The sequence below is a fragment of the Rhizobacter sp. P2_G4 genome (genome assembly GCF_056403575.1).
This window is the reverse complement of record NZ_JBFUFG010000001.1, coordinates 300,596-324,984: the sequence shown is the minus strand read 5'-3', so window position 1 is coordinate 324,984 and position 24,389 is coordinate 300,596. Positions and strand designations below refer to the sequence as shown.

The window sequence follows — 24,389 nt, the reverse complement described above, 5'->3', positions numbered from 1 at the left end:
GAGGCGCCTGCGCGCCGATCCGTGCGCGCATTCTCCGACGAAGCCTGGCCGCCAGTTGCGTGCCGACCAGGGCGAGGCGATTTTCATGTCGAGGTTTCAGGGCGGGTGTAAGTTTGCGGCCCCGGCGGCGACCCACCTTCTGCTGCTGGCCTTTGCAGGCCTGTCCCCGGGGTCGCCGTTGAAAGGAATCGCCATGAAATCTCTCGTCAAGCTGATCGCGTCACTCGCCTTCGCGCTGTTTGCCATGGCAGCGTCTTCCGCTTCAATGCCCTTCGAGCAGGCCGCGTTCGACAAGGCCGTGGCCGCCGGCGGGCCGGTGATCGTGCAGTTCCACGCCGACTGGTGCCCCACCTGCCGTGCCCAGGCGCCACTGGTGAAGCAGGAACTGGCCGAACCGAAGATGAAGGACGTGAAGTTCTTCGTCGCCAACTTCGACACCGAGAAGGACCTGAAGAAGGCGCTCAAGGTGTCGACGCAAAGCACCTTCGTCGTCTTCAAGGGCGGCAAGGAAGTGGCGCGCTCGACCGGACAAACCACGCTCGGCGCAATCGACGCCACGTTCTCGAAGGCGCTCTGACGCTTCTGGATCGAATGCAGCATGGACTTCGGTTTTGCCACCTTCGGGCTGGGCTACCTGGCGGGTGTGTTGTCGACGCTGTCGCCTTGCGTGCTGCCGCTGATTCCCATCCTGCTCGCCACCGCGGTCGGCGCACACCGGCTCGGCCCCTATGCGCTGGCCGCCGGGCTGGCCCTGTCCTTTGCGATCGTCGGCGTGTTCATCGCGACGCTCGGTGCATCGCTCGGGCTCGACGCGTCGACGTTCCGCAGCGTCGCTGCGGTGGTGTTGATCGGCTTCGCCGTCGTGCTTCTGTCGTCGCGCCTGCAGGAGCGATTTGCCACGGCCACCTCGGGCTTGAGCGCGGTGGGCGACCAGTTGCTGTCGCGCATGCACCTCGAAGGCTTGACGGGCCAACTCGTGATCGGCCTGGTGCTCGGCATCATCTGGAGTCCGTGCGTCGGGCCCACCTTGGGAGCGGCCACCACGCTCGCCTCGCAAGGCCAGAACCTCGCGCAGATTGCGCTGCTGATGCTGGTCTTCGGTGTCGGTGCGGGCACGCCGCTGGTGGTGCTGGGCTCACTCTCGCGCAGCACGGTGATGCGGGTGCGCGGCCGCATGATGGCGGCGGGCCGGGGCGGCAAGGTCGCGCTCGGCCTCCTTCTGCTGGCCGTGGGTGTGTCCATCCTCACCGGGTGGGACAAGCAGTTCGAGGCCTGGGCTGTCGATGCTTCGCCGGCGTGGCTCACGGCGCTCACCACGCGCTTCTGAGCCCTTCTTCCTGAACCGAACATTGCTGCGCTGAATGCGGCTGGCGGCAGTGTCCTACGAGCGCAACCGCGTGGGGCCGACAGAGTCTCAAGACATCCGCCGCTAAGGTGACCCGTTCACCCACTCGCGCAGGAGTTTCTCGATGGCCGCCTCTTCTCTCCCACCACGCCGCTCGGGTGCCAGCACGGCCTGCGGCATTGTGCTGATCCTCATCGGGCTCGTGCTTGCGGTGGGTGGCGTCTGGCTGGTCTCGCTGGGCGGCAGCGGCTACTACCTCGTCGCCGCACTCGGCTGCTGGATCACTGCGGTGCTGCTGTTGAAGCAGAGGGCTGCGGCCTGGTGGGCCTATGCGCTGCTGCTCGTCGGCACGCTTGTGTGGGCGCTGTGGGAAGCAGGGCTCGCGTGGTGGCCACTGGCTGCGCGGCTCGATGTGTGGTTCGTGATCGGCTTGGTGTTGTTGCTCCCTTCGGTGTCGCGCTCTTTGGGCAGCGCTTCATCGCGACAGGGCGGCCGCGTGGCCCTGGGTGCCGTGCTGGCGGTCTACGCAGTGGTGGCGCTCGCATCGATGGCTTCTGACCCGACGACCATCGAGGGCACGCTGCCGACGGCATCCGCGGCACCTGCCACTCCCGCGGCGGCCATGCCGGCCGGCGAGTGGCAGGCCTATGGCCGCACGGGCGAGGGCCAGCGCTATTCGCCACTGAACCAGATCACACCGGCCAACGTGAGCGACCTGAAGCTCGCGTGGACCTTCCAGACCGGCGACGTGCGCGGCCGCGAAGGCGACCCGGTCGAGACCACCTATGAGGTGACGCCGCTGAAGATCGGCAACCGCCTCTTCCTGTGCACGCCGCACCAGTCGGTGATTGCGCTCGACGCGACCACCGGCGCACAGCTGTGGCGCTACGACCCGCAGATCCGCGGCCAGCTCGCGCTGCAGCATCTGACCTGCCGCGGGCTCTCGTACCAGCCGCCTGCCGATGCCGATGCAAGCGCTGCCACTGCAGCAGCCTCGGCCGCGAGTGCAGCCACACCTGCCGTCGCCAACGCATCGCCTGATTGCGCAGCCAAGCTCTTCATGCCGACGGCCGACGCGCGGCTCATCGCACTCAACCCCGACACCGGCGCTGTGTGCAAGAGCTTCGGCGGCGGCAAGGGCGAGATCGACCTGTCGGCCCACATGCCCAACCTGATGCCGGGCTCCTACTACTCGACCTCGCCGGTGGTCGTTACGCGCCAGTACGTGATCGTCGGCGGCACCGTGCTCGACAACGCGTCGACCAAGGAACAGTCGGGCGTGATCCGCGCGTTCGACATCAACACCGGCGAGCTGGTGTGGAACTGGGACTCGGCCAACCCGGATGCGACCACGCCCATCGCGGCCGGGCAGACCTACACAGCGAACTCGCCCAACAGCTGGTCGATCTCGAGCGTGGACGAAGCGCTGGGCCTGGTCTATGTGCCGATGGGCAACCAGCCGCCCGACCAGTGGGGCGGCAAGCGCACGCCGGCCGTCGAGCAGCATTCGTCTTCGGTGGTGGCGCTCGACATCGCTACCGGCAAGGCGCGCTGGGTGTTCCAGACGGTGCACCACGACCTGTGGGACTACGACGTGCCGGCACAGCCCAGCCTCATCGACCTCAACATCGGCGGCAACACCGTGCCCGCGCTCGTGCAACCCACCAAGCAGGGCGAACTCTTCGTGCTCGACCGCCGCACCGGCAAGCCGCTGCTGCCGGTGACAGAACAGCCCGCGCCGCAGGGCGCCGCCGAAGGTGACCGCACCGCCGCCACGCAGCCCAAGTCGGCCCTCTCGTATGAACCCAAGAAACTCGAAGGCCGCGACATGTGGGGCGGGACACCGTTCGACCAACTCTACTGCCGCATCGCCTTCCACCGCCTGCGCTACGACGGCCGCTTCACGCCGCCGTCGACGCAGGGCTCACTCATCTACCCCGGCAACTTCGGCGTCTTCAACTGGGGCAGTGTGGCGGTCGATCCGGTGCGGCAGATCGCGTTCACGACGCCGACCTACCTCGCCTTCACCTCGAAGCTGGTGCCACGCCCGAACGACACCGAGCTGATGGTGCAGGACGACGGCCCGCCCAAGGGCCCGCTGCCGGCGCTGAACGAAAACTTCGGCGCCCCCTTCGCGGCCAAGATGGGCGCCTTCGTGTCGCCGCTCGGCATCCCGTGCCAGGCGCCGCCTTGGGGCTATGTGGCCGGTGCAGACCTGCGCACAGGCCAGATCGCGTGGAAGCACCGCAACGCCACGGTGCGCGATCTGTCTCCCTTGCCGCTGCCCTTCAAGATGGGCGTGCCCAACATCGGCGGGCCGATGCTCACCGCCGGCGCCGTGGCCTTCTTGTCGGGCTCGCTCGACAACTACGTGCGCGCTTATGACGTGACCAGCGGCCGCCAGCTGTGGGAAAGCCGCCTGCCCGCCGGCGGCCAGGCCACGCCGATGACCTACACCGGTGCCGATGGCCGCCAATACCTGCTGGTGGTGGCTGGCGGCCACGGCTCCACCGGCACCAAGCCGGGCGACTACGTGCTCTCCTACGCCTTGCCGGCGAAGTGACTTGACGGCGACTTCGCCATGGCAGGTGCCTTTGTCGCAATACCGCAGTAACCTCGGGCACGCCGTCCAACCGGCTGGCGCCCCTCACCCAGGAGACTCGCATGATGAAGTCCGGCATCGATCAGAAGGCTTTGGCCGACATGTTCACCAACGCCACCAGCAAGCAGGGCGAGGCGCTGCGCCAGGCGGTGAGCAGCGCGACGCTCAAGGCCTTGCAGGGCCGAGAGATGACGGTGAAGAACATCCAGGGCGTGTTGAAGTCGGTGACGCAGGCAGCCTCGGCCGGTGCAGCGGGCAGCAGCCTGCCTGCGGTCGACGTGGAGGCCCTGCTCGGCAAGGCCCTGGCCGGCATGGACTCGGCCCTGCTGCAGGCCGTGGAGGCACAGCGCAAGGCGCTGGAGCAGTTCGTCGAGCAAGGTGTGAGCACGCAAGAGAAGCAGCTGAAAGGCGCACTCGGTGACCTCGAGAAGATGGAAGACATGTTCTTCAACACCGTCACCAAGGCCGCGCAGGCCGCAAGCGAACAGCTGCAAGGTCCGTGGACCCAGGTGCTCGAGAGCATGCAGATGAAGGGCTCGGCCTCCGGCACGCAAGCCACCGCTACGGTCGAGCAATTGATGGCCTCGGCGCAGCAGGCCAGCCGCGAAGGCCGCGCTGCCGGTGCCAAGGCGGCCGAGGCCCTGATGAAGGGCTATGCCACGCTGGTCAGCGGTGTGTTGATCGGCATGTCCGAAGGCCTGCGGCAGGAGTCGCCGGCCGCCAAGCCGGCCGCCAAGACCACGCGCAAGTGATGGGAGGGAACACCATGCCGCGCACGGCCCTGCTCGTCATCGATGTGCAACGCGGCGCCTTCGATGGCGTGCGCTGCGAACCCATTACCGACGCGCAGCGCCTCGTCGACCACAGCGTTGCGCTCATCCACGCCGCGCGTGAGGCGGCGGTGCCCATCGTCTTCATCCAGCACTGCGCCGAGCCGGGAGATGCTTTCGAAGAAGGCTCGCCGCATGGGGAGCTGCACGAGGCGCTGCAGCCCCTGTCCGGTGACAAGGTGATGAAGAAGCATGCGTCCAGTGCCTTCCAGGGGACCGACCTCGCCGGTCTGCTCGACGGCCTGGGCGCCGAGCGCCTGGTCGTGTGCGGCCTGCAAAGCGAGTTCTGCGTCTTCAACACCAGCCGCTCGGCCCTCGACAAAGGTTTCGCGCTCACTGTGGCCGAAGACGGGCACAGCACCTGGCCGTCGAAGACCGAAACGGCGAACGCCATCTCGGCACGCATCAACGAGGACTTGCAGAAGCGTGGTGCCGAGCTGCGTTCCACCGCAGACATTGCCAGTTCGTGGCGGGAAGCCAAAGCCTGAGTGTTCGAGCGCGGCTCGGGGCTGTCGCAGAACGGCAAGCGTGAAGAGGCATCATGGAGGTCGACGTGCTTGCGCAAGGTGCAGCACGGTGATGCCAACCTGAACCTCCATCGCAGCCGACCATGACCGACAACCCGTACGCACCGCCCAACGCCCCCGTCTCCGACATCGATCCGAGCGAGGTGGAATACGCCGGCTTCTGGGTTCGCACGGGCGCGGCCCTGATCGACACGGTGCTCATCCTCGCGATCAGCTTCCCGCTGTTGTTCGCGCTGTACGGCTGGGCCTATTTCGACAGCCAGAAGAGTGGCTTCGTCGCAGGCACCGGCGACTTCATCATCACTTGGCTGCTGCCGGCGGCCGCATCCATCGTCTTCTGGCTGACCCGCCAGGCCACGCCGGGCAAGATGCTGTTGTCCGCCCGCGTGGTCGATGCGCGCACCGGCAACACGCTGACCGTCGGCCAGTCGATCGGGCGCTATCTGGGCTATTTCATCTCGACGCTGCCGTTCGGCCTCGGCCTCATCTGGGTGGCTTTCGACCCGCGCAAGCAGGGTTGGCACGACAAGCTGGCGGGCACCGTCGTCATCCGCTCCAAACGCGGGCGGACTCAGCCAGTCTCGTTCGACAAGGCCGGCCGCTGACCAGCCATCAAGCTATCGCAAGGCCGCGTCGCGAATCTCCCGCGCCACGCTTTGCAACCGCGTGAAGGCACCGAACCGCGCCTCGTGCAGCATCGACAACTTGCCGCCGGCCGGCTCGTAGCTGCGACTGACCCTCGACATCCTCACCATCGCTGACGCCACGTCGTCGAAGATCCCACCGGCAACGCCGCCGAGCATCGCGGCGCCGAGCAGAACCGGCTCATCCGCTTCGGTGGCGACCACCGGCTTGCCCGTGGTGTCGGCCAGCAGCTGGCGCACGAAATCGCTTCGACCCGCGCCACCGCTGATCACCACCCGCTCGACCGGCGCGCCGGCTGCCGCCTGCACATCGATGATCTGGCGCAGCCCGTAGCCGATGCCGCACAGGCCCGCCACGTACAGCGCGACCAGGCTGTCCAGGTCGGTGTCCATGCCGAGGCCGACGATCACGGCCCTCGCGTGCGGGTCGGCCAGCGGTGCGCGATTGCCGAGAAATTCAGGAACCACGTGCAGGCCGTCGGCCAGCCGCGCGGCCTGCGACAGGCCTCCAGCCTCCTGCTCGGCGAGTGCGCCGAGCATCGTCGGCAAGGAGTCACCGGTGCTCTCGGCACGGCGCCGCGCTTCAGGCGTTGCGGGGTGCAGCGACAGCAGGCGTTCGATGGCCGCGCCGGCCACCGACTGCCCGCCCTCGTTCAGCCACCGGTCCGGGACCATCGCCGAAAAATACGGCCCCCAGACGCCGGGCACGAACACCGGCTGCTCGGTGGTCGTCATCGTGCACGACGAGGTGCCGAACACGTAGGCGAGGCACGCTTCAGCCCGGCCTTGCGCGCCCACGCTGCCAATGCCACCCGCATGCGCATCGATCACGCCGGTGGCCACCGGCGTGGCGGCGCGCAGCCCGAGCTCCGCAGCCGCTTCGGCCGTGAGCCCGCCACCGAGCCGCGTGCCCGGGTCGACCACGCGCTGACCGATGCGCACGAAGGCCTCGTCGGCGAGCACGCCGAGGCCGATGGTGCGGAAGTAGTCCGCGTCCCAGCGCCGCTCGTGCGCGAGGTAGGTCCACTTGCAGGTCACCGTGCAGGTCGAGCGTGCAAGGTCGCCAGTGGCACGCCAGGTCAGGAAGTCGGTGAGATCGAAGAACTGCCACGCCGCGGCAAAGACATCGGGCTTGTTCTCGCGCAGCCACAGCAGCTTCGGCGTTTCCATCTCGGGCGAGATGCGGCCGCCGACGTAGCGCAGCACCGGGTGGCCAGTGGCGTTGATGCGCTCGGCCTGCGCGACGGCGCGGTGGTCCATCCAGACGATGATGTTGCGCTCGGCTTGCCCGGACGGGCCGACGGCCAGCGGCTGCCCGCCGGGGCCGAGCACGACGAGCGAGCACGTGGCGTCGAAGCCGATGCCGGCCACCTGTTCCGGCGCCACGGCCGATTGGGCCAGCACGTCTTTCACCACCTGGCAGACCGCGCGCCAGATCTCGCCGCTCGACTGCTCGACGATCGAGCCGCTCGCCTGGTACAGCGTGATGTCGTGCTTCGCCGAGGCGAGCATGCGGCCTTCGGCATCGAAGATGCCGGCGCGGGCGCTGCCGGTGCCGACATCCACGCCGATGACAAAGCGCGCGTCGGCCATCGCTGCGGTGGAGCTCGGGGCGGCATTCATCGGGCACTCAGCCTCTCAGAGGTCGACGCTGTTGGGCAGGATCACGAGGTCGCGCACCGTCACGTTGCGTGGCCTCGTCAGCATGAAGAGCACCGCATCGGCAACCTCCTTCGGCTGCATCAGGCTGCCCGACGCGAGCGCTTCGTCCATCTTGGCCTTCGGCCAGTCGTCCAGCAGCGCGGTGACGACCGGGCCCGGCGCGACCGCGCCGACGCGCACGCCATACTTGGCCACCTGGCGCCGCGTGGTGTGGACGAAGGCCTGCACCGCGAACTTCGACGCGGTGTAGATCGGCTCCCACACGACCGGCACGATGCCGGCGATGGAACTCGTGAAGATGATGTCGCCCGACTTCTGCGCCACCAGGTGCGGCAACACGGCGTGCACCGAGCGGAAGGCGGCGTTGATGTTCAGGTTCAGCACGCGGTCCCATTCGTCGGGGTCGCCGGCCAGCACCTCGCCGCCGACGTAGGCGCCGGCGTTGGCGTGAAAGATGTGCAGGCCCCCAGCCAACGCCAGGATCCTCGGCAGGATGGCCGAGACCTGCGCCGGCTGCAGCAGGTCGACCGTCAACGGCAGCGCGTTCGGGCCGAGCTCGGCACACAGCCGTGCGAGCCGGTCTTCTGCGCGGTCGATCAGCACCACCTTGGCGCTCTCGGCGAGCAGCGAGCGGGCGCACTCCAGCCCGATGCCCGATGCGGCCCCTGTGATCGCAGCCACCTTGTCTTTCATGCGTTCGCTCATGTGTGCTGTTCTCCTGGAATCGATCGACGACGTGAAACTGCTACGCGCGACCATGGGTGACGCGGGATTGGCGCGCCAGCGAGTCGACGATCACCGCGATGGCAAGCACCGCGCCGGTGATCATGAAACGCAGCGATGACGACAGGTTCAAGAGCGTCAGCCCGCTCGCGATCGACTGGATCACGATGACGCCCAGCACCGCCGAGTACGCGCTGCCCCGCCCGCCGAACAGGCTGGTGCCGCCGATCACGGCCGCGGCGATCGCGTTGAGGTTCACGTCGCCGGTACCGGCCTGCTGGCTCGCCGATGCCAGCCGCGCTGCAGACAGCACGCCGCCGAGTGCCGCGAGGCTTGCGCACAGCACGAAGGCGCTGGTGTAGACGTGGTTGACGTTGATGCCGGCGCGCCGTGCGGCCTCGCGGTTGCCGCCCACGGCGTTCATCGAGCGGCCCCACCGCGTGCGTGTCAGCGCGTAGTCCATCGCCACCGCCAGCGCGAGGAACACGCCGAACATCAGCGGCACGCCGCGCCCGCGGTTCAGGTACGCGACGATCACTTCGAACAGCAGCGTGACCACCACACAGCGCGTGACGAGGCCGCCCACCGTCGCGGCCGACAGGCGCGCGGCCATTCGGCGCGAGCGTGTGTGCAGGCCGATGGCCAGCATCACTGCGCCCGGCACCAGCGCCAGCAGGTACGAGGCACCGGCCGGGATCACCATCATCTGCCCGAAGTTCACCATCGGCGATCCGTACGGCAGGTTGATCGACCCACTCGTGCCGAGCACGTAGAGCTGCAGCCCGAGGATCGCGAGCAGGCCCGACAACGTCGCGACGAAGCTCGGCATGCCGAGCCGGTTGAGCAGCAGCGCATACAGCGCGCCGATCAGCGCACCCACGCCCACCGCCACGGTGATCGCCGCCAGCAGCGGCCACTCCTGGTTGACCCAGAGCATGCCGACCATTGCCGACGCGAAGCCGCTCATCGAGCCGACCGAGAGGTCGATCTGCCCGACCATCAGCACGCAGACGATGCCGAGCGAGATCACGCCGACCGTCGAACAGTCGAACAGCAGGTTGACCAGGTTGTCGGCCGACAGGAAGACCGGGTTCAGGCTCGTGAAGACGGTCCAGATGATCACCAGCCCGACGAGCACCGGCAGCGAGCCGAGGTCGCCCGAGCGGACGCGGTCGACAAACGCGCTGACGCTGCCGCCGATGCCGGTCGCGTGCTTGACGCGGACGTCGCTGCGGTCGAGCAGCGGCGCGGCGGACGCTGCCGGTGCACGGGCGCCTTGCATGTCTTGGCTCATCGCGGCACCTTCGTTCATGCCGTCGCTCATGTGTGCGGCTCGGCCTGGCGCCGGCCGGCGCGGCGCGACACGGCGTTCTCGGTGGCGCCCGTGATGGCAGCCACCAGCTGCTCGTTCGACGAGTCGGGATAGAAGACGCCGTTGTTGCGGCCGAGCCGCAGCACGACGATGCGGTCGGCCACCGCGCGCACGTCTTCCATGTTGTGGCTGATCATGATCACCGCGTGGCCGCGGTCGCGCACCCGCTCGATCAGGTTGAGCACCTCGGCGGTCTGCGCGACACCGAGTGCGGCGGTGGGTTCGTCGAGCATGATGAGCTTCGGGTCGAGCAGCAGTGAACGCGCGATCGCCACCGTCTGGCGCTGCCCGCCGGACAGCGACGCGACCACATCGCGCACGCTCGGGATGCGAGCCGATAACTCGTTCAGCAGCGTCCAGGCCCGCACTTCCATCGCGACCTCGTCGAGCCGCAGCGGGTTCAGCTCGCGGCCGAGGTAGATGTTCGCGACCACGTCGAGGTTCTCGCACAGCGCGAGGTCCTGGAACACCGTCGCGATGCCGAGGTCGAGCGCCGCGCCGGGGTCGGGCAGTGTGACCGGCTTGCCGTCGAAGTGGATCGTGCCGGCGCTCGGCTGGTGGACGCCAGCGAGCACCTTCACGAGCGTGGACTTGCCCGCGCCGTTGTCACCCACCAGCGCCACCACCTCGCCGGCATGCACGTCGAGCTCGATGTCCGTCAACGCGGAGACGGCGCCGAAGTTCTTCGAGATGCCGCGCAAGCTCAGCACGAGCTTGCCCGGCGCCGGACGGGTGGTGGAGTTGTCTGCCATGGCGTCGCTTCAGTTCGCGATGCCCAGCCGCTTGCAGCCTTCGGCGTAGCGGCCGGTGCACAGTTCCTTCGCGCTGAGGATGCCCTTGTCGATGATCTCGGCCTTCAGGTTCTTGGCGGTGACCACCGCCGGTGTGAAGAGCTGCGACGGCGTCTTGTAGAGCATCATTTCGGACTTCGGCGTCTGGCCCGACAGGAAGCCGACCGCCACCTTCGCCGCTGCAGCCGCAACGATCTCGCTCGGCTTGGAGATGGTGTTGTATTGGTCGCCCGCAACGATGAGCTGCAGCGCCGCGGTCGTCGCGTCGTTGCCGCTGACCGGTGGCACCGGGTTGACGCCGGCTGCCTTGAAGGCCGCGATCGCGCCGCCGCCCGTGCCATCGTTCGCGGCCACCACGCCGACGATCTGCGCGCCGAAGCGCGTGATCTGTCCGCTGACCCATTGCTGCGCCTTGGGCGGCGCCCACTCCGGCGTGTCGAACTCGGCGAGCGTCTTGTATCCGCTGCCCTCCAGGCCGGCGTGGATGCCCTTCTTGATCAGCCCGGCCGCCGCGTCGGTCGGCGAGCCGTTGACCTGCAGCACGCCGCCCTTGTCGGTGGGCACGCCCATGGCCTTGAGCTGCTGCACGAGCGATGCGGCGATGGCCTTGCCGATGCCTTCGTTGTCGAACGACACGTAGTAGTCGGCGGGCGTGGACGGCACCGGCCGGTCGTAGGCGATCACCTTGATGCCCTGGCCTTGCGCCATGCGCACGAGCGAGGCTGCGGCGGTCGAATCCACCGGGTCGAGCACGATGACCTTCGCACCCTGCGAGATCACCGAGTTGAACTGCTGCTGCTGTTGCGCGGCGTCGCCGTTGGCATTCTGGTAGAGCACCTTGCAGTCCGGGCAGAGCTTGGACATCTCGGCCTTGAAGCCGGGGAAGTCATGCTGCTCGTAGCGGGTCGACGCCTGGTCGGGCATCAGGAAGGCGACGGTGCCGCTCGGCGCAGCCAGCACCGCGGTGGCGCTCGCCAGGCCCAGCGCCGATGCGCAGAGGGCGCGTCTCATGTGTTGAGTAAGTCGTGTCATGTCGTTGTCTCCGTTCTGGTTGGTATTCGGCGTGCGGGTGCCGCCGATGATGGGAACTGGATCTGGAACTGGACTAGGGCAGGCGCCAACGCCTCAGGCGGCGTCCTCCATCACGGCGTTCTCGGCGAGCAGCGCCCTGAAGCGCGAGGGCGACATGCTCTTGTGGCGCAGGAACTGCCGGTTGAAGTTGGAGATGTTCTTGAAGCCCGCCGCGAAGCAGATGTCGGTGACCGACATCGCGGCCTCGCTCATCAGCAGCTGGCTCGCGAGGTTGATGCGCAGGCGGTTCACGTACTGGCTCAGCGCCATGCCGGTGTGGCGCTTGAAGCTGCGCGAGAACCCGCTCGGGCTCAGCCGCGAGATCTCCGCCAGGTCCTTCTCGCTGAACGGCTCGGCCAGGTGGCCGCTGATGTGCGCCAGCGCCTCGTTGATGCCGGTCGCCATGAAGCCCGACGGATCGGGGTGGTAGCTCTCGCTCGTCAGCAGGCGAATGCCCTGCGCGCGGCTCAGCGTGCCGACGATCGACATGAAGAGCTCGATCCGGCGGACCTCGGACGCGCGGATCAGGTCGGCCATCATCGGGGCCACGCGGGCGGCGGTCTCGGCCGAGAAGAGCGCGCCGCGCCGGCTCGCCTCCAGCACCGGCACAACCGCGGCGAGCTCGGGCAGCAGCTGCGTCGCGTCGCGAATGAAGGTCTCCGAGAACTGCAGCACCCGGCTGCGCAGCGGCACCTCAGTGCCCGGCGGCAGGTGGCTGACCCAGTTGTGCGGCAGGTTCGGCCCGGTCAGCACCAGGTTGCCCGGCGCGAAGTTGCCGATGAAGTCGCCGACGAAGTAGCGCCCGGTCGTCGCGACGACGTGGTGCAACTCGAACTCCGGGTGGAAATGCCAGCGCACCGTGCGAAACGGATAGCCGTGTTCCCACGCCTTGAACGATTCCGCGCGTCCGATCTGGACGACCTCGAGGTCCGGCTTCATCGGTATGGCCTCCTGGCCCGGCCGCGGGCTCAGAGCCTGTGAATGGATCCGGCGCGCCCGAGCGGGTGTGTCGGTTTTGTTCACAGGCTCTCAGGTCCGTGGTCGAGCCACTTGTCTCATGGCACTCTGTGGTGACGCCTGTTGTCCGGCATCTGTTGAACAGAATGTAGAGGGGGCCGTGCCGGGCAGCTACTACATTCCCGGCCGCCGGCTAGTACTTTTTTGACTTTTCGCGCGGCAGGAACGACGCGATTGCGCGGCTAACCCGCAGCTGGGCGCATGCCGATGCTCAGGCGACGATCTTTTCTGCCGGCTCGGGTTCTGCCAGGCTGCCGCTCTGCATGGCCGCGAAGAGCGGCTGGCGCTCGGCCAGCTCGGCCGGTGTGCCGACGTCGACGATGCGGCCCGCGACCATGAACACCACGCGGTCGAAGTGCGCGAGCAGGCTCATGCGGTGCACCGCAGCCACGATGCAGGCCTTGGCGTAGGCGCGGTCCAGCCGTTGGTGCACGAGCTGCTCGGTCAGTGCGTCGAGCGCGCTGGTCGGCTCGTCGAGCAGCAGCAGCGAGCTGTCGCGCGCGGCGAGGAAGCCGCGTGCCAGGGCCAGGCGCTGGCGCTGGCCGCCGGAGAAGTTGAAGCCGCGCTCCGACATCGGCGTCTCCAGCCCCATCGGCAGCTCGGCGAGCACGCCGTCGAGTGCGCTGACGAAGACCGCCTGATGCAGCGCCGTGTCGGGCTTCTCGTCACCGAGGGTGATGTTGTCGCGCACGGTCAGCTCGAAGATCTCGGCCTCCTGCGGGATCAGCGTGGACAGTGCGCCGAGGTGGCGGTGGCCGAGTTGCGGCACGCCGTCGACCGCCACGTGGCCGTGCTCGGCGGTGTAGAGGCCGGCCAGCACGCGCAGCAGCGTGCTCTTGCCGGAGCCGCTGGGCCCGACGAGTGCGATGCGTTCGCCGCGCACAAGGCTCAGGCTCAGCTCTTCGATGCCGCCGCGCTCGGCGCCGGGGTGCTTGAAGGCAATGCCTTGCATGTCAATGCGTTGCCAGTCGGGGTCGAGGCCGAAGGCCGGCGCCGGCGATTGGGGCGAGTTGCGGATCAGGTCGGCACTGGCGAAGTCGGTCTGCGTGCGTGCGAGGTTCTGGTAGTTCGACGCCATCGAGCACAACACGCCGGCCGCCTGCTGGGCGTACTGGTAGATCATGAACAGGCTGCCGATCAGCAGCGCGTTGCCGGCGGCACCGGCGCCGCTGGTCGACCAGGCATAGACGATGACCAGGCCCCAGCTCAGGCAGGCGGTGAGCAGGTCGACGGCGCACCACTTCCATTCGTTCAGCACGATGCTGCGGCGAAGCGGCTCGAAGACGGCGACCAGCCGGCTGTCGAGCAGGCGGCGGGTCGCGTCTTGCAGGCGGAGGCTGGCGATGGACGAGATGTTGCCGACAAAGTCGAGCAGGCGCGAGGCATAACGGCGCTGCGCCGTGTTCTCGCGCTCGGCCAGCCGCATCAGCGCGCCGTCGAAGCGCACGATCGCCACCGCGATCAGCACGAAGCCGACCAGTGCCATGGTGCCTGTGACCTTGGACAGCAGTGCCAGCGCGATCAGCGGGCCCGCCACGTTGATGAGGTTCTGCAGGTAGATGAACTGGCTCTCGGTGAAGCACGACAGCGCACCGCTCGCCTGGTTGACGCGGTGTTGGAGGTCGCCCGAGTGGTGGCGCTCATGCCAAGTGAGCGGCGCGTGCGTGAGTCGTGAATATAGGGCGTCGGCCACGCTGCGGCGCACGCGCAGGGCGACCGAGCGCTCCATCACGCGCGCCGGCCCGTGGAAGGCCCAGACGAGCATCTGCAAGCCGAGGATGCCGGCGATCCAGCGGCCGGCGATGGCCAGGCCCGCGATGCCGGCGGTCTGGATGCTGTTGATCGCCTGCGCGGCCATCCACGGCATCGCGAGCTTGAGCATCTGCGAGCCGCCGAGCATGGCGAGCGCGGTGGCCATGCGTGCACGAACGCCATCGGCGTGTTGCCACACGTGGCGGTAGAGCTGGACGAGCGGTGTGGCGACGGCGGGGAGAAGCGGCTGGGTCATGAAAGTAGGTGAATGCAAGCGCGCGTGGACTGTAGGTTGAGCCGTCTTGCGCACCCAGTCGGGGCCTCGCCAGATCGGATGTCAGAAGTTCTCTGACATGACTCCACCGTCAACGCACGATGCGTTCCACCGGAACACCGATTGCTCGTTTCTGATGTCACGGCAACCGCGAAGGAGCGAAAAAATGCACAGATCCCGCATCGACATCGCCGGTCTCAGCCTGGGCGCGACGCTGGCCGGCAGCCCCGAGAAACCCGCCCTCGTGCTGCTGCATGGCTGGCCGCATTCGAGCCGCGTCTACGACGGGGTGGCCGACGAGTTCGGGCAGCACCATTTCGTCATCGCATTCGACCTGCCGGAGATCGGCGACTCACGCGGCGCGCCCGCCTCGGCCGAGAAAACGGTGCTGGCGGATGTGATCCTCGGTGCCGCTGAGCGGACCGGCGCCAAGAGACCCGTCATCGCGGGCTTCGACGTCGGCGGCATGGTGGCCTACGCCGCGGCGCGAGACCACGGGCAGCGCATCAGCGGCGCGGTGGTCGCGAACACCGTCATCCCTGGCATCGACCCGTGGGCCGAGGTGCTGGCGAACCCGCACATCTGGCACTTCGCCTTCCACGCGATCCCGGAGCTGCCAGAGAAGCTGGTCACCGGGCACCAGCGCGAGTACTTCGACTACTTCATCGGCATGCTGGTCGGCAACAAGCGTGCAGTCACCCCGGAGCTGCGCGATGTGTTCGCGCGAGCCTACGAGCGGCCCGCAGCGCTGAAGACGGGCTTCGACTGGTACCGCGCGCTGGAAGCCGATGCCAAACACAACGCGCAGCCCGTGCAGGTGAGCACTCCGCTGCTCTACCTGCGCGGCGATGCCGATGGCCGCACGCCGGAGCCCTATGTTGCCGGCTTGAAGCGGGCCGGCGCGCAGCGCATCAGCAGCGACGTGATGCGCGGCGGCGAGATCGCGCCGGTCGAAGCGCCCGAAGACTTCGTGCGCATCGTCGGCCGCTTTGCGGCCGACTGCCAGCGCTAGGCTAGCTCGGCGAAGAGCCTTCAGTCGTTGTCGCGAAACAAGCGCAGGTCGACGGCGTTCGCCATGGCGCGGTAGCCCGCGTCGTTCGGGTGCAGGTGGTCGCCCACGTCATAGGCCGGCAGGATCTTCGTCGGGTTGGCCGGGTCGCGCACCACGGCGTCGAAGTCGATCACCGCGTCGAAGGCACCGCTGCTGCGGATCCAGGCGTTGACCGCCTGCCGTTTTGCCTCGCCCTCGGGCTGGTAGTAGCCGGGAAAGATGGTGCCGACGTAAGGCGTCAACGTCGCTCCGTAGACCTTGATGTCTTGCGCATGCGCCCGCCGGATGATCTGGCGGTAGCCCGCGATGATGTCTTCGGCACTCACGGCCTCGGGTGTCCCGGGCGGGGCGTGGCCGAAGTCGTTGATGCCTTCGAGCAGCACCACGAACTTCACGCCCGATTGCGCCAGCACATCGCGGTCGAAGCGCGACAGCGCGTTGGGTCCGAACTCCGGCACCTGCCCGTCGTGCAGCACGCGGTTGCCGCTGATGCCCTGGTCGAGCACGCCCACGCGCATGTGCCGCGCCTGCAGGCGCTCGGCCAGCACGTTGGGCCAGCGGCGGTTGGCATCCACCGTCGAACCATAGCCGTCGGTGATCGAGTCGCCGAAGGTCACGACGGCCACCGCGTCACGCGCCAACACCTCGATGCCCGACAGCAAGGCCCACGACAGGCGGGTGCTTGCGACCGGCATGTTGCCGGCCTCGGTGTAGTTGCCTGGGGTGGACGCGTAGTTGGTCTGCACCGCCAGCGAATGCTCGGTGACCGGCCCGGTGGCACCGGGCAGGTAGACGCTGACCGCCAGGTTGCTGAGCGCCGGCACATCGAGGTCGACCGGGTCGCTCACGACCAGCGCGCCGGGTGGAATGGTCACGGCGGTTTGGCCGCCGAACTTCAGCGGCCGGTCGGTCCCCGGGTTGATGATGGGGCCCTGGGCTTGCAAGGCCACACGCGCCTCGCCGATCTTGAGCGAGGTGGTGCCGAAGGTGTTCGACAGGCGCACCCGCACGCGCTCGCCACCGATGCTGGTGTGCGCGATGAGGCGCAACGTCTGGTCGTTGAACCCGGCGGTGAAGAGGTTGGACGGGGCGGCCGTCCAGGTGCCGACCCATTCGGCATCGGCGTCGCCATGACCGCGGCCGTGGCGGTCGCGATCGTGGGCCAGCGCCGACGGTGCGATGCCCGCCAGCATCGCGACCGACAGCAATGCGGCAACGGCGCGGCGGCGCGAAGCCCAGACTTTCAAGCGGGACGTGAGTTGAACCATGGTTGTCTCCTGGCTGGTGTTTTTGACGAAACGCGTTGCCACGGTGAACTCGGCAACGCGCGGGAGAACCGGCAATCGATGTGCCGCTACGTCAAACAGGCCAGGCCCTCACGGGCCACTCACGGCTGCTATGAGGCGCTGTGCAGCGCGCGAACCGCCTCGAAGCGCTGGTCGAACTCTTGCCGCAATTGCTTGCGCACCTGCGCCGCGGAGAAGCGGCGAATCTCATCCGGCGTGGACGGCTGCAAGGGCGGCACGGCCACCGGCTTGCGGTCGTCGTCGACCGCCACCATCGTGAAGAAGCAGCTGTTCGCGTGCCGCAGCACCTGGCTGCGGATGTCTTCGGCGATTACCTTGATGCCGACCTCCATCGATGAGGTGCCGGTGTGGTTCACGGCCGCCATGAAGGTCACCAGTTCGCCGACGTGGATGGCTTGGCGGAACATCACCTGGTCGACCGACAGCGTGACGACGTAGCGGCCGGCATACCGGCTTGCACAGGCGTAGGCCACTTGGTCGAGCAGTTTCAGGATGGAGCCGCCGTGCACGTTGCCGGTGAAGTTGGCCATGTCGGGCGTCATCAACACCGTCATCGTCAGTTGGTGGGCGGGCCGGTCCATGTGCTTCTCCGTTCTGTGAGGTGGCCGATTGTCGACCGCTTCACCGGAGGCACCTGCATGTTCCAAGCCAGCGGCGAGATCGAAGGGCCGCATGCCCCATCGACTCGCGGATCGGTGCTTATCCCGCGTCGCCCCCGCCCTGCGGAAAGACCTGGCTCGCCTCGCCCTTGATGTGCGCGCCGGGTGCCATCAGCTTGGCGGCGTGGGTGCGCAAGGCGTCCTTGACCACGGGCAGCATCTCGCCGCCGGTCGGGTGGTCGAGTTCTTCAAGCAGAAGTGCGCGCATCTCGGGCGCCCAGAAGAGCTTGAGGTGGCCGGCGACGGCCTGCGCGGCGACCTCGGGTCGGTCTTCGGTCTGCGATTCAAAGAACGTGGCGATCTGATTCGCCATCTTCACCAGGTTTTCGGATCGGGCTTGCACGGCAGTCTCCAGGAAACACACGGAAGCCCATGCTAGCCATACGGCCCGAAAGCCGTGTCATCCAATCACTGCGTTGGCGAGTAGGACAAGGCGCGAACCGATGAATCGGTGGCGCGCCGCCTCAACTCACGCAGCAGCTACAGCAGCGGGCGCGCGCCGCGCCTGCCACACCGCTGCGCCGAACACCGCCATGCCGGCGAACGCCAGCAGCGTGCCGACCCAGCCGGTCGAGGTCCAGCCCAGGCCGGCGGCGATGGCGGTGCCGCCCAGCCAGGCGCCGAGCGCATTGGCCACGTTGAAGGCCGAGTGGTTGAGGGCGGCGGCCAGCGTCTGCGCCTCGCCGGCCACGTCCATCAGGCGGATCTGCAGTGCCGGCCCGATGGCAACGATGGTGCCGACCAAAAAGACGTTGATGGAGATGGCCAGTGGATAAGGCGCGGTGAAGACGATGGCGCCGAGCACCAGCGCGTCCCACACCAGCACGCCGGCGATGGTGCGCATGAGCGACTTGTCGGCCAGGCGCGAGCCGACGAGGTTGCCGACCACCATGCCGACGCCGAACAGCGCCAGCACCAGCGGCACGGCGTCGACCGAGATGCCGGTGACTTCGGTGAGCAGTGGCTTGATGTAGCTGAACACCGAGAAGAGGCCGCCGAAGCCGATGGCGCCGATGCCCAGCGTGAGCCACACCTGCGGCTTGGCCAGCGCGCTCAGCTCGCGCAGCGGGCTCGCGCCGTGCGCGGCGGGCAGGTCGGGCACGCCACGTCGGATCAGCACGCAGGCCAGCGCGGCGATGGCGCCGACGAGCACGAAGGCAGCGCGCCAGCCCAGGTGCTGGCCGAGCCAGGCCGCGATCGGCACGCCGACCAGCGTGGCGCTGGTGAGGCCCAGCATCACGAGGCCCACGGCACTGGCACGGCGCTGTGGCGGCGCGAGCGAGGCAGCCACCAGCGCGGCCACGCCGAAGAAGGTGCCGTGCGGCAACCCGGCGATGAAGCGCAACAGGTTCAGCGACAGGTAGCCCGGTGCCAGCGCGCTCGCCAGGTTGCCGACAGCGAACAAGGCCATCAGCGCGATCAGCAAGGCGCGCCGCGGCCAGTGGGCGGCCAGCACCGCGAGCACCGGCGCGCCAATCACGACGCCGAGCGCATAGGCGCTGATCACATGGCCGGCCTGAGGGATGGAGACGCCGATGTCTTTGGCCACCTCGGGCAGCAAACCCATGATGACGAACTCGCCTGTGCCGATGGCAAAGCCGCCGACACCGAGGGCGATCACCGCCGGCCAGAAGCTCCGCTCCCGGCTGGCGACCGCGGACAAGGGTGAGGCGGTAGCAACGGTCGAGGTCGAAACGGAAGTCATGGCGGGGCGGGAGTGGGAAGGCAGACGGTGCGGGAGGGCAGCGACGGTGCGCACCGTCCCGCCATTGTGCTGCGCTGCAGCAATCTGCGCCGGCCGAGGGCTTCTGCGCCGCCCGCGGGCGTGACCGCGTTCACGCACTTTCTGGGCGGTTGACGAGATAAGGCCCGAGCGTCAGAGCAACGTCCCGCCAAAGACTTTGTCCTGACATACCCGCGGTTGTGGATTGCAGGGCCAGTGGATAGATTCGAGCGATCAGAGGCCCCACACGCAGGGCCATCACCTCTCGATATGGAGACAACCATGCCGCAAACCCCCACCCCTCCCCAGGTTCCGCTGCTGATCGGCGGCAAGCTCGTTCAATCGCGCTCCGAGCGCTGGCGCGACATCGTCAACCCTGCGACGCAGCAGGTGCTGGCGCGCGTGCCGCTCGCCACGGCCGACGAGGTCAACGCAGCCGTGGCCGCGGCGAAGGAAGCCTTCAAGACTTGGCGCAAGACGCCCATCGGCGCGCGGGCGCGCATCTTCCTCAAGTACCAGCAGCTGATCCGCGAGAACATGAAGGAACTCGCGGCCATCCTCACCGCCGAGCAGGGCAAGACACTGGCCGATGCGGAAGGCGACGTGTTCCGCGGCCTCGAGGTGGTGGAGCACGCGGCGAGCATCGGCAACCTGCAGCTCGGCGAACTGGCCAACAACGTGGCGAATGGCGTCGACACCTACACGCTGCTGCAGCCGCTGGGCGTGTGCGCCGGGATCACGCCGTTCAACTTCCCCGCAATGATCCCGCTGTGGATGTTCCCGATGGCGATTGCCTGCGGCAACACCTTCGTGCTCAAGCCCTCGGAGCAGGACCCGATGGTCACCATGCGCCTGTGCGAGCTTGCGATGGAAGCGGGCGTGCCGGCCGGTGTGCTGAACGTGGTGCACGGTGCCGAAGACGTGGTCAACGCGATCTGCGACCACCCCGACATCAAGGCGATCTCGTTCGTCGGCTCGACCAAGGTCGGCACGCACGTGTACCAGCGCGCCTCGCTCGCCGGCAAGCGCGTGCAATGCATGATGGGCGCGAAGAACCACGCCATCGTGATGGCCGACGCGCACAAGGCACAGACGCTCGACGCGCTGATCGGCGCCTCGTTCGGCGCGGCCGGGCAGCGCTGCATGGCGGTGTCGGTGGCGGTGCTGGTGGGCGATGCGCGTGGCTGGATTCCCGACCTGGTGAGTCGCGCGAAGAAGCTGGCCATCGGCAGCGGCACCACCGCCGGCGTCGACGTGGGACCGCTGATCTCGTGCGCCGCGAAAGACCGTGTCGAGACGCTGATCTCGCGTGGCATCGAAGAAGGCGCCAAGCTCGAACTCGATGGCCGCAAGCCGCCGATCGACAGCGCATTGAAAGAAGGCAACTTCGTCGGCCCGACCATCTTCTCGGGCGTGAAACCCGGCATGAGCATCTACCACCAGGAGATCTTCGGCCCGGTGCTGTGCATTGCCGAAGCGGCCACGCTCGACGAAGCCATCGAGCTGATCAATGCCAACCCGAACGGCAACGGCACCGCGATCTTCACGCAGTCGGGTGCGGCCGCGCGCAAGTTCCAGGAAGAGATCGACGTCGGGCAGATCGGCATCAACGTGCCGATCCCGGTGCCGGTGCCACTGTTCTCGTTCAGCGGCTCGCGCGCGTCCAAGCTCGGCGACCTGGGGCCGTATGGCAAGCAGGTGATCCTGTTCTACACGCAGACCAAGACGATCACCGAGCGCTGGTTCGACGACGACCTGTCGAGCGGCGTCAACACCACCATCAGCATGCGCTGAGCGGCAGCACCGACACATGGACTTCGAGCTGTCTGAGGATCAACGGGCCTACCAACAAGCCGCACGCGAATTCGCGGCCAGCGCGATGGCGCCGCATGCGGCCGAGTGGGACGCGCAGGGCTTTTTTCCGCGCGACACCTTGCGCCAGGCCGGTGAGCTGGGCTTTTGCGGCCTGTACGCCGACACCGCGCACGGCGGGCTCGGCCTGCCACGGCTGGACGCGAGCATCGTGTTCGAGGAACTGGCCGCCGCCTGCGCCTCGACCGCGGCCTACCTGACCATCCACAACATGGCCACCTGGATGGTCAGCCGCTTCGCGCGCCCCGAGGTCGCAGAGGCCTGGGTGCCGACGCTCGCGCGCGGCGAGAAGCTCGCTTCGTACTGCCTCACCGAACCCGGTGCCGGCTCGGACGCCGCCTCGCTGCGCACCACCGCGCGCCGTGAGGGCAACGAGTACGTCATCGACGGCGGCAAGGCCTTTATCTCCGGCGCCGGCGCGACCGACGTGCTGGTGGTGATGGCGCGCAGCGGCGGCTCCGGCGCAGCCGGCGTGTCGGCCTTTGCCGTTGCGGCCGACAGCCCGGGCATCGAATACGGCCGCAAGGAGAGCAAGCTCGGCTGGAACAGCCAGCCCACCCGCGCGATCACCTTCGACGGCGTGCGCATACCGGCCAACCAGTTGCTCGGCGAAGAAGGCGAGGGCTTCAAGATCGCACTGCGCGGGCTCGACGGCGGGCGCATCAACATCGCCACCTGCTCCGTCGGTGCCGCGCAGGCCGCGCTCGATGCAACACAGCGCCACCTGCACGAGCGCCAGCAGTTCAAGCGGCCGCTGGCCGACTTCCAGGCGCTGCAGTTCAAGTTCGCCGACATGGCCACCGAGCTCGTGGCGGCACGGCAGATGGTGCGGCTGGCCGCCTCGAAGCTCGATGCCGGCGCGCCCGATGCCAACATCTACTGCGCGATGGCCAAGCGCGTTGCCACCGACAACGCCTTCGCCATCTGCAACGAGGCGCTGCAGATCCACGGCGGCTATGGCGTGATGCGCGAGTACCCGCTGGAGCGCTACCTGCGCGATGCGCGGGTCCACCAGATCGTCGAGGGGACGAACGAAATCATGCGGGTGATCGTCGCGCGCCGCATGCTGCAAGCCGACGCGACTGAAAGCATTCGATGACCGGTGTGATGGAAGACTCTGTGATCTTTGGCGAGGTGGCCACCGCAGGCGGCCACCGCTTCGGGCGTGCCACGCTGAACGGGCCCGCCACGCTGAATGCGCTGACGCTCGAGATGATCGACCGCATGGCGCCGCAGTTCGAGGCCTGGGCAGCAGACCCATCGGTCGTCGGCATCGTGCTCGATGGCGCGGGTGAAAAAGCGTTCTGTGCGGGTGGTGACGTGGCCGCGCTCTACCGCGCAATCCGTGCGGAGAAGCCGGGCGATGTGCCGGCCCTGGCGGAGGCGTTCTTCGAGCGCGAGTACCGGCTCGATTACCGCATCCACACCTTCGCCAAACCGGTTCTCTGCTGGGGCCACGGCATCGTGATGGGCGGCGGCATCGGTCTGCTCGCCGGTGCGTCGCACCGCGTGGTGACGCACCGCAGCCGCTTGGCCATGCCCGAGATCGGCATTGGTCTGTACCCTGACGTTGGTGGCAGCTGGTTCCTGAACCGCATGCCCGGCAAGCTGGGTGAATTTCTCGCGCTGACCGGGGCGCCGTTGAATGCAGCCGATGCGCGCTTCGCCGGGCTGGCCGACTTCACCGTGCCGCAGGACGACAAGGCGCGCGTGCTGGAGGCGATCGCCGGCACCGACTGGTCGAGTGATTCGGATGCGAACGCCGCGCAGCTGAGTCGCCTGCTCGCCGGCTTCGAGTCGCCGATGGCTGCTGAGACCTCACCGCTGCGCCGCCACTTCGACCTGATCGACCAAGCCATCGGGCACGACACGCTGGCCGAGACGGTGGCGCGGCTGCAGGCCTTCACCGACCACGCCGACCCGTGGCTAGCGGCCGCGGCGAGCAGCATCGCCAAAGGCTCGCCGACCTCGCTGGTGCTCGCCCGCGAGGTGCTGCGTCGCACGCGCGACCTATCGCTGGCAGAGGTGTTCCGCCTTGAGTACCAGCTGTCGGTGGGCTGCTGCACGCAGCACGACTTCGCCGAAGGCGTGCGCGCGCTGCTGATCGACAAGGACCGCACGCCGAAGTGGCAGCCCGCGACGCTGCAGGAGGTGACAGCGGCCCTGATCGCCGAACACTTCAAGCCCCGTTACGCCGGTGCGCACCCGCTGGCCGACCTGGGCTGACCCTCCCCTAAAAACAAGCACGGAGACACGCATGAGCACACACCCCATCGCCTTCATCGGCCTCGGCAACATGGGCGCGCCAATGGCGCAGAACCTGTTCAAGGCCGGCCACACGGTGCGCGCCTTCGACCTCAGCGCGGCGGCGTGCAAGGCGGCTGCGCTGCAGGGGCTGACGGTCAGCACCTCGGCGAGCGATGCGGTGAATGGGGCCGACATCGTGATCTCGATGCTGCCTGCGAGCCGGCATGTGGAGTTGCTCTACCTCGGTGACACCGGCCTGCTGCGCAAGCTGCCGAAAGGCACGCTGGTGATCGACTCCAGCACCATCGCACCAGCAAGCGCACGCAAGGTGGCCGAGGCCGCCAGCGGTGCCGACCTGGCGTTCCTCGACGCGCCGGTGTCGGGCGGTACCGCGGGTGCGGCGGCCGGCACGCTCACCTTCATGATCGGTGGCGACGCCGGCGACCTCGAACGCGCCACACCGGTGTTGCGCAACATGGGGGCCAACCTCTTCCACGCCGGCGGCCACGGTGCCGGCCAGGCCACCAAGCTGTGCAACAACATGCTGCTCGCGGTGCTGATGATCGGCACCTCGGAAGCGCTGTCGCTCGGCCAGGCCCTGGGGTTGGACACCAAGGTACTGTCCGAAGTGATGCGCCGCAGTTCGGGTGGCAACTGGGCGCTGGAGAAATACAACCCGATGCCCGGCGTGATGGACACCGCACCGGCCTCGCGCGGCTACAGCGGCGGCTTCGGCACCGACCTGATGCTGAAGGACCTGGGCCTCGCGGTCGAAGCCGCATTGGCCAGCGGCAGCTCGGTGCCACTGGGCGGCCTGGCGCGCGACCTGTATGCCGCGCACAGCAAGGCCGGCCATGGCGGGTTGGACTTTTCGAGCGTGATCGGGATGCTGTCGCCGGACACCTTGCGCAAGTAAGGTC

At 68.0% G+C, this 24,389-nt stretch carries 22 protein-coding genes; 11 read left to right on the top strand and 11 right to left on the bottom strand.

The features are described 5' to 3' along the window. The first annotated feature begins 193 nt into the window (after positions 1-193). From AC1DYS_RS01610 to AC1DYS_RS01585, 6 genes are all read left to right on the top strand, one after another. A complete protein-coding gene (locus tag AC1DYS_RS01610) occupies positions 194-577 on the top strand; it encodes a thioredoxin family protein (protein WP_477895390.1) in 384 nt (127 codons plus the stop codon). Positions 578-598: 21 nt separating this feature from the next. Further along, the gene (locus AC1DYS_RS01605) at positions 599-1,327 is read left to right on the top strand and encodes a cytochrome c biogenesis CcdA family protein (RefSeq protein ID WP_477895388.1); all 729 of its coding nucleotides are present in this window, start codon (positions 599-601) and stop codon (positions 1,325-1,327) included. 142 nt (positions 1,328-1,469) lie between these two features. Further along, positions 1,470-3,908 carry a membrane-bound PQQ-dependent dehydrogenase, glucose/quinate/shikimate family gene (locus AC1DYS_RS01600; RefSeq protein ID WP_477895386.1) on the top strand — a complete coding sequence of 813 codons (2,439 nt, stop codon included), beginning with the start codon at positions 1,470-1,472 and terminating at the stop codon, positions 3,906-3,908. 101 nt (positions 3,909-4,009) lie between these two features. Further along, entirely contained in the window at positions 4,010-4,699 is a 690-nt protein-coding gene (locus AC1DYS_RS01595; RefSeq protein WP_477895384.1) for a DUF6781 family protein, read from the top strand. Between the two features lie 14 nt (positions 4,700-4,713). Continuing rightward, positions 4,714-5,265 carry a cysteine hydrolase family protein gene (locus tag AC1DYS_RS01590; RefSeq protein ID WP_477895382.1) on the top strand — a complete coding sequence of 184 codons (552 nt, stop codon included), beginning with the start codon at positions 4,714-4,716 and terminating at the stop codon, positions 5,263-5,265. Positions 5,266-5,387: 122 nt separating this feature from the next. Then, positions 5,388-5,909, top strand: coding sequence for an RDD family protein (locus AC1DYS_RS01585; RefSeq protein WP_477895380.1), 522 nt, complete (start codon positions 5,388-5,390; stop codon positions 5,907-5,909). A gap of 12 nt (positions 5,910-5,921) precedes the next feature. Here the strand turns inward: AC1DYS_RS01585 and AC1DYS_RS01580 are convergent, their stop codons facing one another. From AC1DYS_RS01580 to AC1DYS_RS01550, 7 genes are all read right to left on the bottom strand, one after another. Next, positions 5,922-7,571 carry an FGGY-family carbohydrate kinase gene (locus AC1DYS_RS01580; RefSeq protein WP_477895378.1) on the bottom strand — a complete coding sequence of 550 codons (1,650 nt, stop codon included), beginning with the start codon at positions 7,569-7,571 and terminating at the stop codon, positions 5,922-5,924. Positions 7,572-7,586: 15 nt separating this feature from the next. Then, on the bottom strand, positions 7,587-8,315 hold the full coding sequence (locus AC1DYS_RS01575) for an SDR family oxidoreductase (protein ID WP_477895376.1): 729 nt from the start codon (positions 8,313-8,315) through the stop codon (positions 7,587-7,589). Positions 8,316-8,355: 40 nt separating this feature from the next. Next, positions 8,356-9,645: a sugar ABC transporter permease gene (locus tag AC1DYS_RS01570; RefSeq protein ID WP_477895374.1), complete on the bottom strand. Its 1,290-nt coding sequence runs from the start codon at positions 9,643-9,645 to the stop codon at positions 8,356-8,358. 8 nt (positions 9,646-9,653) lie between these two features. Beyond that, entirely contained in the window at positions 9,654-10,457 is an 804-nt protein-coding gene (locus AC1DYS_RS01565) for an ATP-binding cassette domain-containing protein (protein ID WP_477895372.1), read from the bottom strand. A gap of 9 nt (positions 10,458-10,466) precedes the next feature. Then, a complete protein-coding gene (locus AC1DYS_RS01560; RefSeq protein ID WP_477895370.1) occupies positions 10,467-11,507 on the bottom strand; it encodes an ABC transporter substrate-binding protein in 1,041 nt (346 codons plus the stop codon). Positions 11,508-11,621: 114 nt separating this feature from the next. Further along, positions 11,622-12,506, bottom strand: a complete 885-nt coding sequence (locus AC1DYS_RS01555) for a helix-turn-helix domain-containing protein (protein ID WP_477895368.1) — start codon at positions 12,504-12,506, stop codon at positions 11,622-11,624. Between the two features lie 289 nt (positions 12,507-12,795). Further along, a complete protein-coding gene (locus tag AC1DYS_RS01550; protein ID WP_477895366.1) occupies positions 12,796-14,592 on the bottom strand; it encodes an ABC transporter ATP-binding protein in 1,797 nt (598 codons plus the stop codon). 184 nt (positions 14,593-14,776) lie between these two features. On the opposite strand from AC1DYS_RS01550, the gene AC1DYS_RS01545 reads away from it, so the two are divergent. Continuing rightward, a complete protein-coding gene (locus AC1DYS_RS01545; RefSeq protein ID WP_477895364.1) occupies positions 14,777-15,622 on the top strand; it encodes an alpha/beta fold hydrolase in 846 nt (281 codons plus the stop codon). Positions 15,623-15,642: 20 nt separating this feature from the next. Here AC1DYS_RS01545 and AC1DYS_RS01540 read toward each other — a convergent pair whose 3' ends face one another. The 4 genes from AC1DYS_RS01540 to AC1DYS_RS01525 all read right to left on the bottom strand — a co-directional run bounded on the left by AC1DYS_RS01540 (position 15,643) and on the right by AC1DYS_RS01525 (position 19,332). Continuing rightward, a complete protein-coding gene (locus AC1DYS_RS01540) occupies positions 15,643-16,929 on the bottom strand; it encodes an SGNH/GDSL hydrolase family protein (protein WP_477895362.1) in 1,287 nt (428 codons plus the stop codon). A 128-nt stretch (positions 16,930-17,057) separates the two neighbouring features. Next, entirely contained in the window at positions 17,058-17,549 is a 492-nt protein-coding gene (locus tag AC1DYS_RS01535; protein ID WP_477895360.1) for an acyl-CoA thioesterase, read from the bottom strand. Positions 17,550-17,667: 118 nt separating this feature from the next. Then, positions 17,668-17,970 (bottom strand): formate dehydrogenase subunit delta, encoded by a 303-nt coding sequence (locus tag AC1DYS_RS01530; protein ID WP_477895358.1) that lies wholly within the window; start codon positions 17,968-17,970, stop codon positions 17,668-17,670. Positions 17,971-18,096: 126 nt separating this feature from the next. Continuing rightward, positions 18,097-19,332 carry an MFS transporter gene (locus AC1DYS_RS01525; protein ID WP_477895356.1) on the bottom strand — a complete coding sequence of 412 codons (1,236 nt, stop codon included), beginning with the start codon at positions 19,330-19,332 and terminating at the stop codon, positions 18,097-18,099. 300 nt (positions 19,333-19,632) lie between these two features. Here AC1DYS_RS01525 and AC1DYS_RS01520 point away from each other — a divergent pair, with 300 nt between their 5' ends. Genes AC1DYS_RS01520 through mmsB form a run of 4 tightly spaced genes read left to right on the top strand, consistent with a single transcriptional unit; the run spans position 19,633 to position 24,385 of the window. Beyond that, positions 19,633-21,144: a CoA-acylating methylmalonate-semialdehyde dehydrogenase gene (locus AC1DYS_RS01520; RefSeq protein WP_477895354.1), complete on the top strand. Its 1,512-nt coding sequence runs from the start codon at positions 19,633-19,635 to the stop codon at positions 21,142-21,144. Positions 21,145-21,160: 16 nt separating this feature from the next. Beyond that, complete coding sequence (locus AC1DYS_RS01515; protein ID WP_477895352.1) at positions 21,161-22,321, top strand: acyl-CoA dehydrogenase family protein; 1,161 nt, start codon at positions 21,161-21,163, stop codon at positions 22,319-22,321. Positions 22,322-22,329: 8 nt separating this feature from the next. Next, positions 22,330-23,448, top strand: coding sequence for an enoyl-CoA hydratase/isomerase family protein (locus tag AC1DYS_RS01510; protein ID WP_477895350.1), 1,119 nt, complete (start codon positions 22,330-22,332; stop codon positions 23,446-23,448). 31 nt (positions 23,449-23,479) lie between these two features. Next, positions 23,480-24,385 (top strand): 3-hydroxyisobutyrate dehydrogenase, encoded by a 906-nt coding sequence (mmsB, locus tag AC1DYS_RS01505; protein WP_477895348.1) that lies wholly within the window; start codon positions 23,480-23,482, stop codon positions 24,383-24,385. The last annotated feature ends 4 nt before the right edge of the window (positions 24,386-24,389 follow it).